This window comes from Agromyces rhizosphaerae (assembly GCF_027925245.1).
GTDB lineage: Bacteria > Actinomycetota > Actinomycetes > Actinomycetales > Microbacteriaceae > Agromyces > Agromyces rhizosphaerae.
Genome location: NZ_BSDP01000001.1, coordinates 1,792,613 through 1,807,042, shown reverse-complemented (window position 1 = coordinate 1,807,042; position 14,430 = coordinate 1,792,613). Strand labels below are relative to the sequence as shown.

General features: G+C 73.9%; 15 protein-coding genes. 5 read left to right on the top strand and 10 right to left on the bottom strand.

Annotated features, from left to right (window positions below; translation table 11 throughout):
• Window positions 1-159: 159 nt before the first annotated feature.
• The 3 genes from QMG39_RS08490 to QMG39_RS08480 are packed head-to-tail and all read left to right on the top strand — an operon-like array spanning window position 160 to window position 3,217.
• Window positions 160-1,158 (top strand): putative F420-0 ABC transporter substrate-binding protein, encoded by a 999-nt coding sequence (locus tag QMG39_RS08490; RefSeq protein WP_281884008.1) that lies wholly within the window; start codon window positions 160-162, stop codon window positions 1,156-1,158.
• 2 nt (window positions 1,159-1,160) lie between these two features.
• Complete coding sequence (locus QMG39_RS08485) at window positions 1,161-2,321, top strand: putative F420-0 ABC transporter permease subunit (protein ID WP_281884006.1); 1,161 nt, start codon at window positions 1,161-1,163, stop codon at window positions 2,319-2,321.
• The gene (locus tag QMG39_RS08480) at window positions 2,318-3,217 is read left to right on the top strand and encodes an ABC transporter ATP-binding protein (protein ID WP_281884004.1); all 900 of its coding nucleotides are present in this window, start codon (window positions 2,318-2,320) and stop codon (window positions 3,215-3,217) included. The genes QMG39_RS08485 and QMG39_RS08480 overlap by 4 nt, the downstream gene beginning before the upstream one ends.
• A gap of 17 nt (window positions 3,218-3,234) precedes the next feature.
• Here QMG39_RS08480 and QMG39_RS08475 read toward each other — a convergent pair whose 3' ends face one another.
• Both QMG39_RS08475 and QMG39_RS08470 read right to left on the bottom strand, forming a co-directional pair.
• Window positions 3,235-3,912 carry an aquaporin gene (locus QMG39_RS08475; RefSeq protein WP_281884002.1) on the bottom strand — a complete coding sequence of 226 codons (678 nt, stop codon included), beginning with the start codon at window positions 3,910-3,912 and terminating at the stop codon, window positions 3,235-3,237.
• Window positions 3,909-4,256 (bottom strand): ArsR/SmtB family transcription factor, encoded by a 348-nt coding sequence (locus tag QMG39_RS08470; RefSeq protein ID WP_281887219.1) that lies wholly within the window; start codon window positions 4,254-4,256, stop codon window positions 3,909-3,911. The genes QMG39_RS08475 and QMG39_RS08470 overlap by 4 nt, the downstream gene beginning before the upstream one ends.
• Window positions 4,257-4,417: 161 nt before the next feature.
• Here QMG39_RS08470 and QMG39_RS08465 point away from each other — a divergent pair, with 161 nt between their 5' ends.
• Window positions 4,418-5,731 carry an FAD-dependent oxidoreductase gene (locus tag QMG39_RS08465; protein ID WP_281883999.1) on the top strand — a complete coding sequence of 438 codons (1,314 nt, stop codon included), beginning with the start codon at window positions 4,418-4,420 and terminating at the stop codon, window positions 5,729-5,731.
• Window positions 5,732-5,783: 52 nt separating this feature from the next.
• Entirely contained in the window at window positions 5,784-6,494 is a 711-nt protein-coding gene (locus QMG39_RS08460) for a nucleoside/nucleotide kinase family protein (RefSeq protein ID WP_281883997.1), read from the top strand.
• Between the two features lie 6 nt (window positions 6,495-6,500).
• Here the strand turns inward: QMG39_RS08460 and QMG39_RS08455 are convergent, their stop codons facing one another.
• The 8 genes from QMG39_RS08455 to QMG39_RS08420 form a co-directional block, all read right to left on the bottom strand.
• Window positions 6,501-7,469 carry an ABC transporter permease gene (locus QMG39_RS08455; protein ID WP_373878316.1) on the bottom strand — a complete coding sequence of 323 codons (969 nt, stop codon included), beginning with the start codon at window positions 7,467-7,469 and terminating at the stop codon, window positions 6,501-6,503.
• The gene (locus QMG39_RS08450; RefSeq protein WP_281883995.1) at window positions 7,459-8,412 is read right to left on the bottom strand and encodes an ABC transporter ATP-binding protein; all 954 of its coding nucleotides are present in this window, start codon (window positions 8,410-8,412) and stop codon (window positions 7,459-7,461) included. The genes QMG39_RS08455 and QMG39_RS08450 overlap by 11 nt, the downstream gene beginning before the upstream one ends.
• A gap of 3 nt (window positions 8,413-8,415) precedes the next feature.
• Window positions 8,416-9,681, bottom strand: a complete 1,266-nt coding sequence (locus QMG39_RS08445; protein WP_281883993.1) for a LolA family protein — start codon at window positions 9,679-9,681, stop codon at window positions 8,416-8,418.
• A gap of 217 nt (window positions 9,682-9,898) precedes the next feature.
• On the bottom strand, window positions 9,899-10,921 hold the full coding sequence (gene fgd, locus QMG39_RS08440; RefSeq protein ID WP_281883991.1) for a glucose-6-phosphate dehydrogenase (coenzyme-F420): 1,023 nt from the start codon (window positions 10,919-10,921) through the stop codon (window positions 9,899-9,901).
• Window positions 10,918-11,592: a 2-phospho-L-lactate guanylyltransferase gene (gene cofC, locus QMG39_RS08435; protein WP_281883990.1), complete on the bottom strand. Its 675-nt coding sequence runs from the start codon at window positions 11,590-11,592 to the stop codon at window positions 10,918-10,920. The genes fgd and cofC overlap by 4 nt, the downstream gene beginning before the upstream one ends.
• Entirely contained in the window at window positions 11,589-12,431 is an 843-nt protein-coding gene (locus tag QMG39_RS08430; RefSeq protein WP_281883989.1) for a coenzyme F420-0:L-glutamate ligase, read from the bottom strand. The genes cofC and QMG39_RS08430 overlap by 4 nt, the downstream gene beginning before the upstream one ends.
• Complete coding sequence (locus tag QMG39_RS08425; RefSeq protein WP_373878351.1) at window positions 12,428-13,399, bottom strand: TIGR03557 family F420-dependent LLM class oxidoreductase; 972 nt, start codon at window positions 13,397-13,399, stop codon at window positions 12,428-12,430. The genes QMG39_RS08430 and QMG39_RS08425 overlap by 4 nt, the downstream gene beginning before the upstream one ends.
• Before the next feature lie 145 nt (window positions 13,400-13,544).
• Window positions 13,545-14,321, bottom strand: coding sequence for a GntR family transcriptional regulator (locus QMG39_RS08420; protein WP_281883985.1), 777 nt, complete (start codon window positions 14,319-14,321; stop codon window positions 13,545-13,547).
• Between the last annotated feature and the right edge of the window lie 109 nt (window positions 14,322-14,430).

Genomic DNA, 14,430 nt, shown 5'->3' with positions numbered 1-14,430 from the left:
CGAATCGGCTCCGGAGTATGCTGCCGAACGACCGCCGGTCCTGCTCTGACCGGTGCGAAGGCCCGGGCTTTGGGTCGAGTCGCCGACGTTCGTCGGATCCGTGCACCTCTTGCTGCCGCACATCCGCTGCACCTCCGCTGTGCCGACCCGGAAGGCCCCATGCCCGCTGCATCCGTCTCCCCCCGCCGCGCCCTCGCGGCGACCCTCCCCCTCGCCGCCCTGCTGCTCGCCGGCTGCGCGACCGCCGACGCACCCGCCGAGACCGGTGCGCCCGAGGCCGCCGCCGGCTACCCGCTCACGATCGACAACTGCGGCACCGAGGTGACCTTCGACGCCGCCCCCGAGCGCGTGGTCACCGTCAAGTCGTCGACCTACGAGCTGATGCTCGCGCTCGGCCTCGGCGACCGCATCGTCGGCGTCGCGTTCACCGACGGGCCCGTGCCCGAGGCGTACTCGGGGCTGTCCGACGAGATCCCCGTGCTGAGCGACCGCGTGCCGTCGCAGGAGGTCACCCTCGCCGCCGAGCCCGACCTGGTCTTCGCCGGGTGGGAGTCGAACTTCTCGGCCGACGGCGCCGGCGAGCGCGACACGCTCGAGCAGCTCGGCGTGCACACCTACGTCGCCCCCGCAGCGTGCAAGGCCGAGGGCTACATGCCCGACCCGCTCACCTTCGACGAGGTGTTCGCGGAGTTCACCGAGGCCGGCGCGATCTTCGACGTGCCCGCCGCAGCCGAGGGGCTCATCGCCGGGCAGCAGGCCGCACTCGACGCGATCGTGCCGAACTCCGAGGGCCTCACCGCGCTCTGGTACAGCTCGGGCGAGGACACCCCGTACGTCGGCGCGGGCATCGGCGCACCGCAGATGATCATGGACGCCGCCGGGCTCACCAACATCGCCGCCGACGTGCACGACACGTGGACCTCGATGGGCTGGGAGGCGATCGTCGACGCCGAGCCCGACGTGATCGTGCTGGTCGACGCCGCCTGGAACACCGCCGACCAGAAGATCGCGCTGCTCGAGTCGAACCCCGCGACCGCCGCGCTGCCCGCCGTGCAGCAGCAGCGCTACGTGATCGTCGACTTCCCCGCGACCGAGGCCGGCGTGCGCAACGTGAGCGCGGTCGAGTCCATCGTCGCGCAGCTCGAGGAGCTCGGGTAGTCATGACACAGCAGACGGATGCCACGGAGCGCGCGTCGCGCGCCACCGCGGCGTCCGCGCGTGCGGGCGCCGCTGCGTCCGGGGCGGCGCCGGGTTCCGCTCCGGACGCGCCGGTAGGTTCCGCTGCACGCGGCACGCCGCCGCGCGGCGCGCGACGGGGCCTGCGCACAGCGGGCTGGGCGGTGCTGCTCGGCGTCGCCCTCGTGGCATCCGTCGTCGTGGCCGTGACCATCGGACCCGCCAGCCTCAGCCCCGCCGACGTGCTCGCGAGCGTGCTCGCGCACCTCGGCGTCGGCGAGCCGACCCTGTCGCCGCTGCGCGACGGCATCGTCTGGGAGCTGCGCATGCCGCGCGTGCTCACCGCCGCCGCGGTCGGCGCCGGCCTCGCGCTGTGCGGCGCGGTCATGCAGGCGCTCACGCGCAATCCGCTCGCCGACCCGTACCTGCTCGGCCTCTCGTCGGGCGCGTCGGTCGGCGCGGTCGTGGTGATCGTGCTCGGCGCGGGCCTGCTGCTGCCGGTCGCCGCGTTCGCCGGCGCGCTCGTCGCCCTCGTCGCGACGCTCGGCCTCGCGAGCGCCGCCGGCACGCTCACGCCGACCCGCACCGTGCTCGCCGGCCTCGCCGTGTCGAGCGTGTTCGGCGCGATCACGAGCCTCGTCATCTTCTGGAGCGCGACCGGCGACAGCTACCGCGAGATCCTCAACTGGCTGCTCGGCTCGCTCGCCGGCACCGACTGGACGTCGGTCGCGATCGCCGGTGGCGCCGTCGTGCTCATCGGGCTGCCGCTCATCGCGAGCGCGCGCACGCTCGACGCCTTCGCGTTCGGCGACACCGCGGCCGCGGCGCTCGGCGTGCACGTCGGCCGCAGCCGCGCGCTGCTGCTCACCGGCACCGCGCTGCTCACGGGCGCGCTCGTCGCGGTCTCCGGGGCGATCGGATTCGTCGGCCTGATCCTCCCGCACGCCGTTCGCCTGCTCGTCGGCTCGCGCCACCGCGCCCTGCTGCCGCTGTCCGCCCTCGCGGGCGCGCTGTTCCTCGTCTGGGCCGACACCGGCGCGCGCACGCTCTTCGACCCGCGCGAGCTGCCCGTCGGCATCCTCACCGCCCTCATCGGCGGACCCGTATTCGCCCTGATCATGCTCCGCAGCCGGAGGATCTCATGACCCGCACCACGCCCGACCCCATTGCCCTCGAGTCGTCACGAAGTGCCGGAGTCCGCGGGCCCGAAGCGACACTTCGTGACGACTCGGCGAACCCGCCGGGCCCGGCGGGCCCGGCGAGCGGGCTCGCGGGCGAACGGGTGCGGTTCACGCGTGGAGAGCGGCTCATCGTCGACGACGTCGACATCACGGTGCCGGTCGGGTCGGTGGGCGCGCTGGTCGGGCCCAACGGTGCGGGCAAGTCGACGCTGCTGCACCTGGTGGCTGGGCTCGAGCGGGCGGATGCGGGTGCCGTGCGCTTCGGCGACCGCGACCTGTCGACGTTGCGGCGTCGTCACCGCGCCCGGGTGATCGCGCTCGCCGAGCAGGAGGTGCGCGACGAGCCGGGCCTGCGCGTGCACGAGGTCGTCGCCCTCGGGCGCACGCCGCACCTCGGCGCGTTCCAGGGGCTCGGCGAGTTCGACCGCGCGCTCGTGCAGCGCTGCATCGACGACGCCGGGCTCGCGCACCTCGCCGACCGCGAGTACGGCACGCTCTCGGGCGGCGAGCGCCAGCGCGTGAACCTCGCCCGCGCCCTCGCGCAGGAGCCCGCGCTGCTGCTGCTCGACGAGCCGACGAACCACCTCGACATCCGTGCGCAGCTCACCACGCTCTCGCTGCTCGGCGAGCTCGCGCGCGGCGGGCTCACGGTGCTCGCGGCGCTCCACGACCTCGGCCTCGCCGCCGCCTACGCCGACCACATCGTGGTGCTGCACGGCGGCCGCGTCGTCGCGGCCGGCCCCGCCGCCGAGACCCTCACGCCCGAACTGATCCACGACGTGTGGGGCGTCCGCGCCGACGTGCTCGAGCACCCGCGCACGGGCCGCCCCCTCATCGCCTACGTCGACGACCGCGACTGACGAGCACTGGCGCCGGTTCAGGCGGCGTGCGGCAGCGGCTTCGGGAAGAGGAAGCGCACGACGACGAGCGCGATCGCCGCGCCCACGAGCTGCGCGCCGATGTAGGGGAGCACGGATGCCGGGGCGATGCCCGCGAACGTGTCCGAGATCATGCGGCCGACCGTGATCGCCGGGTTCGCGAAGCTCGTCGACGACGTGAAGAAGTACGCCGCGCCGATGTACGCGCCGACGGCGGGCCCGGCCCACGCGGCACGCCCCGTGCGTGCGAGCGCGAAGATCAGCCCGACGAGCCCGGCGGTCGCGACGACCTCGGCGAGCAGGTGCGCGGGCGTCGCGCGATCGGTCGTGCTCCAGGTGGCGGCGGGCAGCGCGAACATGAGGTTGGCGACGACGGCGCCGGCGAGGCATCCGATCACCTGCACCGGGATGTAGCGCGCCACGTCGCCCCAGCCGCGGTATCCCAGCGCGGCGTCGACGAGCGAGACCACGGGGTTGAAGTGCGCGCCGCTGACGGTCTGGTACGCGAGGATCAGCACGGCGAGCCCGAACGCGGTCGCGATCGAGTTGATCAGCAGCGCGAGACCGGTGTCGTCGGTGAGCGAGGCGCCCATGATGCCGGAGCCGATCACGACGGTCGCGAGCCCGGCACTGCCCAGGAACTCCGCGGTGAGACGGCGGGCGGATGCCGCGTTCACGCGTCGCCCAGCACGGCGGCGAGGCCCTCGAGCGCGCCGGGGACGAGCGAGAAGTACGCCCAGGTGCCGCGCTGCGACCGGGTGAGGAACCCGGCCTCGGTCAGCACCTTGAGGTGATGCGAGACCGTGGACTGGCTGAGCCCGACCGGCTCGATCAGGTCGCAGACGCACGCCTCGCCGCCCTCGGACGCGGCGACGATCGACATCAGGCGCAGACGCGTCGGGTCGGCGAGCGCCTTGAGCGCGTGCGCGAGCTCGACGGCCTCGTCGTGGCCGAGCGGCTCGGTGACGAGCGGTGCGCAGCAGGCGGCGGCGGATGCGGCGGAGTCGGCGCCGACCGTCACGGCACCGGCCGCCGGGGCCGCGTCGACGATCGTGGCGCCGTCGGGGGCGTCGAGGAGGGCGATGGGTCGGCTGGTCACGCGGAACACGCTACCGCATATCGACGTTCATCGATATAGTCGTGCTGCACGATACATCGATGATCATCGATACAGGAGACACTATGACCCTCGTCGACCTCATGCCACCCATCACGAGCCGCCCCCGCCTCGACGCACTGCCGGTCGCGATCATCGGCGCGGGCCCCATCGGGCTCGCCGCCGCCGCCGAACTGCACGCCCGCGACATCCCGTTCACGGTGCTCGAGGCCGGCCCGCACGTCGGCGCCGGCATCCGCTCGTGGGGGCACGTGCGGCTCTTCTCCTCGTGGGCGCTGCTGGTCGACCCGGCCGCCCGCGAGTTGCTCGACGCCGCCGGCTGGACCGCGCCGAACCCCGCGCGCCTGCCCACGGGCGACCAGTTCGTCGACGACTACCTCGAGCCGCTCGCCGCCCTCCCCGCGCTGGCCCCGCACCTCCGCACCGGCGTCGAGGTGCTCGCGGTCAGCCGCGAGGGCATGGACCGCACGCGCACCACCGGCCGCGCCGCCGCCCCGTTCGTGCTCCGCACGCGCGACGTCGACGGCGAGGTCGCCGAGCTGCGCGCCCGCGCCGTGATCGACGCATCGGGCACCATCCGCACGCCGAACCGGCTCGGGTCGAACGGCCTCGACCCGCTCGGTGCGGCCGGGGTCGCCGACCGCATCGTGCCGCCGCTGCCCGACGTGCTCGGCCGTGACCGCGCGCGCTTCGCGGGCCGCCGCACGCTCGTCGTCGGCGCCGGGCACTCGGCGGCGCACACGCTGCTCGCCCTGGTCGACCTCGCCCGCGAAGAGCCGGGCACGTCGGTCACGTGGGCGATCCGGTCCAGCCGGGCCGCGCGCCTCACCTCGAGCGATGACGACGGGCTGCCCGCGCGCGCCACGATCGGCCAGAACGTCGACCGCGCCGTCGACGTCGGCGAGATCGGGCTGCTCGACCGGTTCGAGATCGTGCGCCTCGGGGCATCCGCCGACGGTGCCGTGCTGGTGACCGGGTCGCGCGCCGGCGACCTCGTGACCCGCGAGTTCGACCTCGTCGTCAACGCGACCGGCTTCCGGCCCGACCTCGAGATGCTCCGCGAAATCCGCCTCGAGCTCGACGACGTGGTCGAGGCGCCGAAGCGCCTCGCCCCGATGATCGACCCGAACGTGCACACCTGCGGCACGGTCGAGCCGCACGGATACGCCGAGCTGGCGCATCCGGAGCCCGCCTTCTTCCTCGCCGGCATGAAGAGCTACGGCCGCGCGCCGACGTTCCTCGCCGCGACCGGCTACGAGCAGGTGCGCTCGATCGCCGCGTGGCTGGCGGGCGATGCCGCCGGTGCCGCGTCGGTCGAGCTCACGCTGCCGGCGACGGGCGCCTGCTCGACCGACGGCTCGGCGGGCGGATGCTGCTGAGCCCGAGGCATCCGTCGCCCGACCCGCGCCCGGGCGGGCGTAGCCTGATCCGGTGACCGAGCTCTCCGCGCAGCGCCGGCAGGTGCTCGACGCCCTCGCCGACGAGTTCCTCGCGCTCACTCCGCGCGGACGACGCATGATCGGCATCGACGGCCCGAAGGGCGCGGGCAAGTCCCGCTTCGGGCACGACCTCGCGGAGGTGCTGCGCGAACGCGGCGTCGAGGTCGTCGAGGCCTCGCATGACGACTTCGCCCGGCCGAGCGCCGAGCGCTGGGCGCGCGGCCGGCACTCCGCCTGGGGCAACTACCACGACACCTTCGACGACGGGGCGTTCCGGCGCGATCTGGTCGAACCGTTCCGGGTGCGGGCGACGGATGCCTCGCCGCAGCCGCCGTTCCGCACCCGCGTGTTCGACCTGGCGACCGACCTGCCCGTGGACGAGCCCGCACGCACCGCGGGCCCCGACGCGGTGCTCGTGGCCGACGGCGCGTTCCTGCACCGCCCCGAGCTGCGCGGGCTGTGGCACTTCTCGGTCTGGCTCGAGGTCGATCCCGCCGAGCGCACCCGGCGCCTCGCTGAGCGCGACGGACTCTCGACCGACCCCGACGACCCGCTCGCCGCCCGCTACTCCGGCGCGCAGGAGCTGTACGTCGACGACGCCCACCCCAACACGGCCGCGACGGCCATCGTCGACAACACCGACCCGGATGCCCCGTGGCGCCGCTTCGCCGACTACTGCGTGGCCCCGCCCCGCGCCCGCTGACTCGGGTCAGGAGAGGATGTCGGCGGTGCGGATGCGACCCAGGGCGAGCGCGCCGAAGACCGCCACGTAGCCGGCCTGGAGCAGCGCGTTCGCGGCGAACGTGTCCCAGAACGGCGGCTGGCGCATGAGGTCGGCGAAGTCGAGCCAGTAGTGCGTGAACAGCCAGGGGTGCAGCCACTCGAGCTGGGGCAGCGCGTCGAGGATCTGCGCGGTCACCGCGAGGATCGCTGTCGTCGCCATCGCCCCGACCGGCACCCGGGTCAGGGTCGACAGGAACAGGCCGATCGCCGACAGTCCGAGCATCGAGACCGAAACGTACCCGGCGATCGCGAGGAAGCGCAGCAGCCCCTCGCCGAGGCTCACGGTGTCGCCCGACAGCAGCGTGACCGGGCCGATCGGGAACAGCACCGCCCCGATGCCGACGCCCGCGACCACGACCGTGAGCGCGGCCGCGAGGCAGAACACCGCGGCGCCCGCGTACTTGATCACGAGCAGCCGCACGCGCCCGGCCGGCGCCAGCAGCAGGTAGCGCAGCGTGCCGTTGCTCGCCTCGCCCGCGATCGTGTCGCCCGAGACCACGGCGATCGTGAGCGGCAGGAACAGCGGCGTCGCGACCACGAGCGCGGTCACGCCCACGAACACGCCGTTCTGCGTGACCTGATCGAGGAACGGCGGCCCGCCGCCCTCGCCCGACGTCAGCCGCACCGCCACCGCGATGAGGATCGGGATGAGCGCCAGCGCCCCGAGCATCGCCCACGTGCGCCAGCGCCGGAACATGGTGCGCAGCTCCGAGCCGAGCAGGGCGAGGCCCGGCCCGCGGGCCGGGCGCGCCGGAGCCGCGTGCACGATGGCGTCGCCGACCACGGACGCCCCGGCCACGAAGGACTTCCCGACGCGCTCCTCGCGCCGCTCCGGCTCATCCGGGCCGGTGAACCGCACGGATGCCTCGGGCCCGGGCTCGTCCTCAGCGCGCAACCTCGAACCCCTCCCCGGTGAGTGCCACGAACCGCTCCTCGAGGCTCGCGTGCCGCACCTCGAAACCGCGCACGCGCACCCCGTCGGCGACGAGCGCCGCGACGACCTCCTCGGGTCGCACGTCGTCGGGCAGCGTCGCCACGACGTCGGCGCCGTCGGCGTGCGGGGTCGGCTCAGCGGCATCCGCGGTCAGCCCCAGCCGGTCGAGCACGCGCTGCGCAGGGCCGGCGTCGGGCGTGCGCAGGTGCACGCGCGCCGCACCGCCGTCGCGGAACGCGTCGAGCGGCCCCTGCGCGACGAGCCGCCCCGCGCTCATCACGCCGACGTGCGTGCAGAGCTGCTCGACCTCGGCGAGCAGGTGGCTCGACACGAACACGGTCGTGCCGTCCTCGGCGAACGAGCGGATGAGCGCGCGCACCTCGCGCGTGCCCTGCGGGTCGAGTCCGTTCGTCGGCTCGTCGAGCACGAGCAGTTCGCGGGGCATGAGCAGGGCGCCGGCGAGGCCGAGGCGCTGCTTCATGCCGAGCGAGTAGGCGTGCGCCTTCTTGCGGGCGGCGTGGGCGAGTCCGACCCGTTCGAGGGCGGATGCCACGCGGTCGCGACGCGTCGCCCCCGGCGCCGAGCGATCGGCCGTGTCGAGGCGCTCGAGGTTCGCCGCCCCCGAGAGGAACGGGGCGAACGCCGGCCCCTCGACAAGGGCGCCCACGCGGGGCAGCACGGTCGAGGTCGACGACGGCATGTCCTCGCCGAGCACCCGCATGCCGCCGGCGGTCGCGCCGACGAGGCCCAGCAGCATCCGGATCGTCGTGGTCTTGCCCGACCCGTTCGGCCCGAGGAACCCGTACACCGCGCCGCGCGGCACGGCCAGGTCGATGCCATCGACGGCGACCTGGCGGCGGAAGCGCTTGGTGAGACCGCCGGTCTCGATCGCGAGGTCGGCCACGCGTCAGCGGGTTCCGGCGGCGACGTCGAGCAGCACCTGCGGGGTGACGGCGCCCGCGTAGACCAGGCCGTCGTCGGCGAACAGCACGTTCACGAGCGTGGTCTGGAACAGCAGTCCACCGTCGACCGGGGTCGCGAGCTGCTCGAGCTGCGACGGGTCGAAGCCCGCGTCGGGCATGGCTCCGTCGGGCGCGTCGGCCTCCGGCGCGTCGGTCTCGGGGGCATCCGCCGCCATCTCGGCCGGGTCGAACACGACCACCGACGACCAGCCCTCGCCCACCACGGTCGGCGCATCGCCGGGCTCGCCCGCGTGCGCCTCTCCCTCGCCCTCGGCCATGGCGGCGAGCTCCTCGTCGCTCGGCACCTCGATCGGCTGCTCGGTGACGGTCCAGCCCTCGGGCGGCGTGAACGCGAAGAGCGCCGGGTCGGGCGCGTCGAACGACACCGACGTGAACCCGACGGTGAAGGCCGGGTCGGATGCCCCTCGGGCGACCACCTCCACCGCGAGCGGCACGCCGGTCTCGGCGTCGACCGCGATCGCGATGCGTCCGATCGTCGTGTCGGGGTCGGCGGGCGTCACCACGAGCTCGTACGCGTCGCGCCCGGCCACGCGGCCGTCGTCGCCGACCGCGATCTCGTCGGACGCGTCGAGCGCGGCCAGCACGTCGTCGGCGACCTCCTCGGGCGTGGGCATGTCGGCGGATGCCTCGAGCTCGTCGCCGTGCTCGGCCTTCCACGCCTCGGACTGCGCGTCCTTCCACGCCTCGAGTCGAGCGAGCTCGGACTCGGACGGCGGGGTCACGTGCGTCGCGGTCTCCTCGCGCGAGTCGGTGAACCAGACCTCGTCGGGGCCCGCGATGACCCCGCGCTCGCCGAACCGGTCGAGCACCTGCAGGCGTGCCCGGTCGCCGTCGAGGTAGACCCGCATGGTGTGCGAACCGGTCGCGAACTCGAGCAGGTCGTCGATGCTCGGGCCGGCGTCGCCGGTGCCGTCACCGCCGGGGCCGCCGCCCATGCCGCCGGTGAGGCCGGAGAGATCGGGGATGCCCAGGTCGGAGGTCTGCTCGACCGTGCCCGAGAGCGCGCGCACCTCGCTCGACTCGACGAGCTCGAGCAGCTCCGAGGGCTCGAGGTCGGGCAGGTCGATCGCCGCGTTCGCCGAGACGGGCGCGAGCAGTACGCCCGCGGCGATGACCGCGGGCACGGCGACCGCGGGAGTCCAGGCGATCAGCCGACGCTTCCGGCGCGAACCGGCGTCGTTCGGGCGCATGCCCCAAGGCTACGCCCGCTTCCTGTGAGCGCGGTCGCTTCCCCCGCATCCGCTCACCCCAGACCCGTCAATACACTGCACGCTCAGGCCCCAGAACGCAGGTTTCTGACGGGTCTCGACCCGCCTCGCGCCCACCACGGGCGAGACCCGTCGAAAGACTGCACTCTCAGCGCTGAGAACGCAGGGAATCGACGGGTCTCGAGCAACCGCGGGGCGGTCAGGCGGCGCGGGCGCGCAGGCGCGGGGCCAGGTCGCGCTCGAAGAGCTGCATGAACCGCGCCTGGTCGTGGCCGGGGGCGTGGAACACGAGGTGGTTCATGCCCCAGTCGACGTACTGCCAGATCTGGTCGACGACCTGGTCGGGGTCGGTGCCGACGATCCAGCGCTTCGCGATCTGCTCGATCGGCAGCGCGTCGGCTGCCCGCTCCATCTCGACCGGGTCGGTGATGTCGTGCTTCTGCTCGGCCGACAGCGACAGCGGCGACCAGAAGCGCGTGTTGTCGAGCGCGGCCTCCTCGGTCTCCTCGTACGAGAGCTTGATCTCGATCATGCGGTCGACGTCGTCGAACGACCGGCCACCGGCATCCGCCCCCTCCTTCACGGCGGGGATGAGCTTGTCGACGTAGAGCTCCTGGCCCTTGCCCGACGTGCAGATGAAGCCGTCGCCCGCGCGCCCCGCGTACTTCGCGACGGTCGGGCCGCCGGCGGCGATGTAGACCGGGATGCCACCCTCGGGCACGTCGTAGATCGACGCGTCGTGCGTCGAGTAGTACTCGCCCTCGAACGACACGCGGTCGCCCTTCCAGAGCGCGCGCATGAGGCGCACCGACTCGCGCAGGCGGGCGAACCGCTCGCGGAACTCGGGCCAGTCCTGCTCGCCCGCCCCGCGGAAGCCGGTGGCGACCTCGTTCAGCGCCTCGCCGGTGCCGACGCCGAGGAAGATGCGGTCGGGCGCGAGGCAGCCCATGGTCGCGAACGCCTGCGCGATCACGGCCGGGTTGTAGCGGAACGTCGGGGTCATCACGCTCGTGCCGATGCGGATGGTCGAGGTGCGCTCGGCGACGGCGGCCATCCACGCGAGCGAGAACGGCGCGTGCCCGCCCGTGTGGCGCCACGGCTGGAAGTGGTCGCTCACGGCGACCGACTCGAAGCCGTGGCCCTCCGCGGCGACGGCGATCTCGACGAGCTCGCGCGGGCCGAACTGCTCGGCGGAGGCCTTGTATCCGAGGGTGAGTGTCACGATCTGGTTCCCTTTCCGGTGGTGGTCCTGTGGTGGGGCAGCACGCCGTCGGTGAACGCGGCGACCGCCTCTGCGGTGTTGGGGCCGACGCCGAGCTGCAGCGCGACCTCGAGGCCCTCGGCGGTGTCGACGTCGCGGCGGAGGCCCACCACGCCGTCGACGTCGAGCGGCACGAAGCCCTGTTCTGCGTGGGCGGTGGCGGATGCCCCGCCGAACGCGGGCGCGAACGGCACGTCGATGCCCGCTGTCGCGAGCACGGTGCCGTGGTCGTCTGCGTCGGGCAGGAAGCCGAGCGGATGCATCGCGGCGGCGTTCAGCGCGCCGTCGAGCTCGTCCGGACGCATCGCCGGCAGGTCCCCCAGCAGCACGGCCGTCCAGCCCGCGCCGGTCGCGCGGGCGTGCGCGATGCCGAGCTCGATCGCGGCGGGCAGCCCGTGGGCGCGACCGTCGTCGATGAGCTGGATGCGCGCGGGCCCCGGCTCGATCGGCAGCTCGGCGTGCGTGACGACGACGACCCGGTCGACCGCGGGCGTCGCCGCCGTCGCCGCGATCGTGTCGAGCGCGAACGCGCGGGCAAGCGCCGCGCGCGCCTCGGGCGGCACGTCCTTGCCGAGCCGCGACTTCGCCCTGCTGGGCTCCTTCACCGGGATCACGACGGTCCAGTGCGTCATGCCTCGGCCCTCCCCTCGTCGAAGCCGGCGGCGTACCCCTCGTCGTAGGTCCCCCCGTCGCCGGCACCGGCCGCGGCGACCCCCGCCGCGTACCCCTCGCGCCTGCCCCGCTCGAGCGCCTCCTCGGTGCCCAGGCGGAACATGTCGCGCTCGCTCGGGCGCACGATGGTGCGCGCGCCCGGAAGATCGAGCGGGCCGACCAGGCGGCCCATGCCGCGGACGACGGCCACGGGGCATCCGCTCGCCTTGCCCTTCACGAGGTCGCCGGCGGCGGCGAGCTCGTCCGCCACGCACGGCAGCGTGACCATGAGCGGCTTGCCCGCCGCATCGGTCTGCCCGCGCAGGTCGTCGACGACGTGCACGCCCGCGGCGCCGATGGCCACGTCGGTCTGCCCCTCGCGCCACGGGCGGCCGAGCGTGTCGCTCACGATCACGCCGACCTCGACGCCGAGGCGCTCGCGCAGCCCCGCGGCGAGCGCGCGCGCCGACGCGTCGGGGTCGACCGGCAGCAGCAGCACCGTGCCGTCGTCGGTGTTGCTCGCGTCGACGCCCGCGGCCGCGGCGACCATGCCGAGGCGGTTCTCGACGATGCGCGTGATGCCGCCGGGGTACGCGCGGGTCGCGACGACGCGCACCGTCTCGGCGGTGATCGCGTCCTCCCGGTCGGCCGCGGCGACGATGCGCCCCTCGGCCTTGGAGACGATCTTCGAGGTCACCACGAGGATGTCGCCGCCTTCGAGCGCCTCGCCCGCCGCATCCGCCAGCAGCTCGACCAGGTCCGCACCCGGCCGCACCTCGGGCACTCCCTCGAGCGCCCACACCTGCATCGCCGCGCTCATCGGCGCACCTTCGGCAGCACCTCGCGCCCGAAGACCTCGAACCACTCGGTCTGGTTGCGTCCGACGTTGTGCAGGTAGACGCGGTCGAACCCGAGGTCGAACGCGCGCTGGATCGCGGCGCGGTGCACGTCGGGGTCGGCGGAGATGGTGAGGCGGTCGGCCAGGTCCTCCGGGCGCACGCCGCGCGCGAGCTGCTCGAACTCGAACGGCGAGCGGATGTCGCCCTTGCCGATGCGCATGCCGGCGATGGGCCACTCGCGCATCGCGTTGGCCATCGCCTCCTCGTCGGTCGGCGCCCACGAGAGGTGGAACTGCAGCACCTTGGGCATGCGGCTCGGGTCGCGGCCCGCGTCCCGGGCACCCTCGGCGAACCGCGCGAGCAGCAGTTCGAGGCGCTCGGGCGGGGCGTCCATGGTGATCAGCCCGTCGACCGTGCGGCCGGCGCGCTTGGCGGTGACCGGTCCGCCCGCGGCGACCAGGATCTCGGGTGCAGTCTGCGGCATGGTCCAGAGCCGGGTCGACTCGAGCGTGAAGTGCGGGCCCGAGTGGCGCACGTCGCGCCCCGCCGCCGACGCGGCGAACAGCTTCTTGATGACGTCCACGGCCTCGAACATGCGGTTGATGCGCTCGGGCGCCTCGGGCCAGTAGCGCCCGACGACGTGCTCGTTGAGCGCCTCGCCCGAGCCGATGCCGAGCCAGTGCCGGCCCGGGTACATCGCGGCCATGGTCGCGCTCGCCTGGGCCACCATCGCCGGGTGCCAGCGGTAGGTCGGCGTCGTGACGCCGGGCCCGATGTCGCCGGTCGTGCGCTCGGCGATCGCGGGCAGCACGCTCCAGACGAACGCGGACTGCCCGTGGCGCGGCAGCCAGGGCTGGAAGTGGTCGGCGGCCATCACGCCGCGGAAGCCGTGCGACTCGGCGAGGGCGGCGAGCTCGACCGCCTCCGATGGAGCGAATCGTTCGAGCATCGCGGCGTAGCCGATGTGCACTGACACTCCTCCATCCTTCCACCGGTCGTGTTCGGGCGGACCTGGCCGCCGGAGCCAGTTTGTCGGATACTGGATCCAAAAAGCAAGAAGGGCAGGCGGATGCCTCCCACGGAGGGTCTCCCCGCTAGGCCCCCGCGCGCTCCCGGGCCTCGGACTCGAGCAGCGCGAGCACCGCGTCGCGCACCGACTCGAGGTGCTCGCGCAGCACGGCGAGCGCGTGCTCGACGTCACCCGCCTCGACGGCGTCGATGAGGTGCTCGTGCGAGTGCGAGTGCGCCTGGCCGTTCCCGTCGTCGCCGACGAGCCTCCAGCCGAGCACGTAGCGGCCGACCTTGAGCTTCAGCTGCTCGATGGTCTCCCAGAGCACCGGATGCCGCTCGGCGTCGTAGAGCTCCGCGTAGAAGTCCGTGCGGGCATCGATGAACCCGCCACCCTCCTGCTCGGAGTCGACCGCGCGACCGAGCTCGCGCATCCGCGCGAGGCGCTCGGGGGTCATGTGCTCCATCGATCGCCGCAGCGCCTCGAGCTCCAGCAGCGTGCGGATGTCGTAGACCTCGCGCGCCTGCTCGACCGAGACCGACTTCACCACGGCGCCGCGCCGGTCCTGCAGCTCGACCAGCCCGTCGGCCTCGAGCTGGATGAGCGCCGAGCGGACGGGCACGCGCGAGACGCCGATCAGCTCGGCGAGGGTCTCCTGCCGCAGCTTCTGCCCCGGCAGCAGCGCGCCGCTCAGGATCGCGTCGCGGATGATGTCGTAGGCCATGACGCCGACCGACCGGTAGCCCGAGGAGTGCTGCCCGGCCAGGCGCCGCAGCGCCTCCGCGCCGCCGTCGGAGCTCGGCGCCCCCGCCGCATCCGTCGCCTGATCGCCCGCCTTCGCCTGCCCTGCGCGTGCATTCATGCTGCGACCGTACCGGACTTCGGGCTCTCTTGTATCCAATATTCAACGGAGGGTCGCGGTCGCGTTCCGGCGGTCCGCCGACGTCGCACGGCGCGCCTAGGCTGGACGC